The following is a 2,341-nucleotide window of genomic DNA, read 5'->3' as shown; positions in this document are numbered from 1 at the left end:
CGCCTACGCGCTTTGCCATTTTTCTTCTCGATTTGAAACGTGGAACCGATCAAGGTTCGCAAAAACCCATGTCTCAGAAACGAGACATGGGGCACCCAGATTTGTACTTGTGGCTATGGTTTCACGTTTGGGTGTGGAGATTCGCGGGGGGGAGCAACTGTGAATCAAAGTGATTAAGTTCCGGGGTGTCGGAGTCGGGCAAAGAAGGTGACGCTGATTCAACGGATGAATCCGGCGTGCGTGGACTTGAGCAGAGATTGGTTTGAGTATGAACCAGCTGATTTCAAGCGGGCGACGGACCGCATTCTGTCCTGAAGGCTGGGATTCCTGGCGAGGCGGAAGAAGGGCAACTGCAGATCCCTCGGCTGCGCTCGGGATGACAAGTTCATCAAACTACGAACTAACAAGGACTCCGGGATGGCAACTGCAGTAGATTACGGGATGGCTCGGCACTTGGGATGACAAGTTCAGTTGATTACGGGATGACCAGGCGCTCGGGATGACAATTTCATCAAACGGCGAACTAACGAGGCGCTCCGGGATGACAAACTTCAGTGGATTACGGGATGTCCAGGCGCTCGGGATGACAACTTCAGTAGGCGCAGGATGACCTGCAAATGAGGGTCAAGCGCCACTGCAGCTACGCGTTCTGCCAGACTTTCCAGCCGCGCCACTCGTTTACTAATTCTTTGAAGACGCGGCCGCGGTGTTCGTAGCTTTCGAACTGGTCGAAGCTGGAGCAGGCGGGGGCGAGGAGCACGGTGTCGCCGGGGTGGGCGGCGGCAGCGATGGCGCTGACGGCCTTGTCGAGGGTTTCGCAGGAGTGAATGGTGACGACGCCGCGGAGTTGTGACTCTATTTTGGCGGCGGCGGAGCCGATAGTGTAGACGGCTTTGACGCGGGAGCGGAGAAGTTCGGAAAGCTCGGTATAGTCGGAGTTTTTGTCTTTGCCGCCGAGGATGAGGTGGATGTTGCCCGGGAACGCGGCGATGGCCTTGGCGGTGGCGTCGACGTTGGTGGCCTTGGAGTCGTTGTAGATTTCTACGCCGTTGAGGGTGGCGACGTATTCGAGGCGGTGCTCGACGGCTTTGAATTGCTCGACGGCACTGCGGATGGATTCGGCGGAGGCCCCGGCGAGACGCGCGGCACAGACGGCGGCCAGCACATTCTCGACATTGTGTTCACCCTTGAGGGGGATGCTGGTGAGGGGCATGACGTGTTCCGGCGCGGCGTCTGGGGCGGAGCGGTACATGATGAAGCCGCCTTCGACCCATGCGCCCCGTTCGACGCTGTGTTCGAGGGAGAACCAGTAGACCTTGGCCCTGGAGCGACTGGCAGAAGCGGCGGCGCGAACATTGTCGGCGTTGAGAACGCAGTAGTCGTGCTCGTCCTGCTCTGAAAAGATGCGCTCTTTGGCAAGCGCGTAGTTTTCGAAGCTGCCATGGCGGTCAAGGTGGTCGGGCGTGATGTTGAGAATGACGGCGATGGTGGGGTGGAACTGCTCAGTGGATTCGAGCTGAAAGCTGGAGACTTCGAGTACGGCCCAGGTGGCGTCGGTTGATTCGTCGATGAGGGCGACGACGGGGACGCCGATGTTGCCACCGACGAGGGTGGGCATGCCGGCCTTCTCGAGGATTTCGCCGAGAAGCGACGTCGTGGTTGTCTTACCGTTGGAGCCGGTGACGGCGAGGATCTTGCCTTTCAGGAAGCGGGCGGCGAGTTCGAGTTCGCCGATGACGGACCGGCCGAAGTTGCGAGCCTGCACAAGCTCGGGCGTGTCGAGTGGGACGCCGGGACTGACGACGATGAGGTCCTGACGGCGGAAGGTGAGCAGGCCGTGGCCGCCGGCTTCGACGTTAATGCCCTCTTCGAGGAGGGCGGGAATGTCTTTGGCGAGGGCTTCAGCGCTGCGGATGTCGGAGACGGTGACCTGGGCTCCGCGACGGCGCAGGAAGAGAGCGGCAGCCAGGCCGGATTTGCCCAGCCCGACGACAAGAACCTTTTTGCCTTTGAGCTCCATCATGAGGATCAGTCCAAGGATACTTTATCGCGCCGCATCGTGGCTTGGCTGTGAAAGCCGACACGGCGTATCGCGTTTCTAGCGCAATTTGAGGGTGGTGAGGGCGAACAGCGCAAACACCAGTGCCATGATCCAGAAACGGACGATGACCTTGGACTCGCTCCAGCCAAGCTGCTCAAAGTGATGGTGCAGCGGGGCCATCTTGAAGATGCGTTTCTTGCGGAGCTTGTAGCTGCCTACTTGGAGCACCACGGAGACCGCTTCGAGGACGAAGATGCCGCCGATAAACGGGAGCAGGAATTCCTGGCGGATGATGACGGC

General features: G+C 59.6%; 1 protein-coding gene and 1 pseudogene. Both read right to left on the bottom strand.

Annotation, left to right across the window (positions count from 1 at the left end; all coding sequences use genetic code 11):
* Window positions 1-640 precede the first annotated feature (640 nt).
* Window positions 641-2,020, bottom strand: a complete 1,380-nt coding sequence (gene murD / locus WA354_RS15670; protein ID WP_472813958.1) for a UDP-N-acetylmuramoyl-L-alanine--D-glutamate ligase — start codon at window positions 2,018-2,020, stop codon at window positions 641-643.
* A 78-nt stretch (window positions 2,021-2,098) separates the two neighbouring features.
* Window positions 2,099-2,341, bottom strand: a pseudogene (gene mraY / locus WA354_RS15665) (phospho-N-acetylmuramoyl-pentapeptide-transferase); the annotation flags it as partial.

The sequence above is a fragment of the Occallatibacter sp. genome (assembly GCF_049802275.1).
Taxonomy (GTDB): domain Bacteria; phylum Acidobacteriota; class Terriglobia; order Terriglobales; family Acidobacteriaceae; genus Telmatobacter.
The sequence above is the reverse complement of the archived record's forward strand: the minus strand, read 5'-3'. Positions and strand labels throughout refer to the sequence as shown.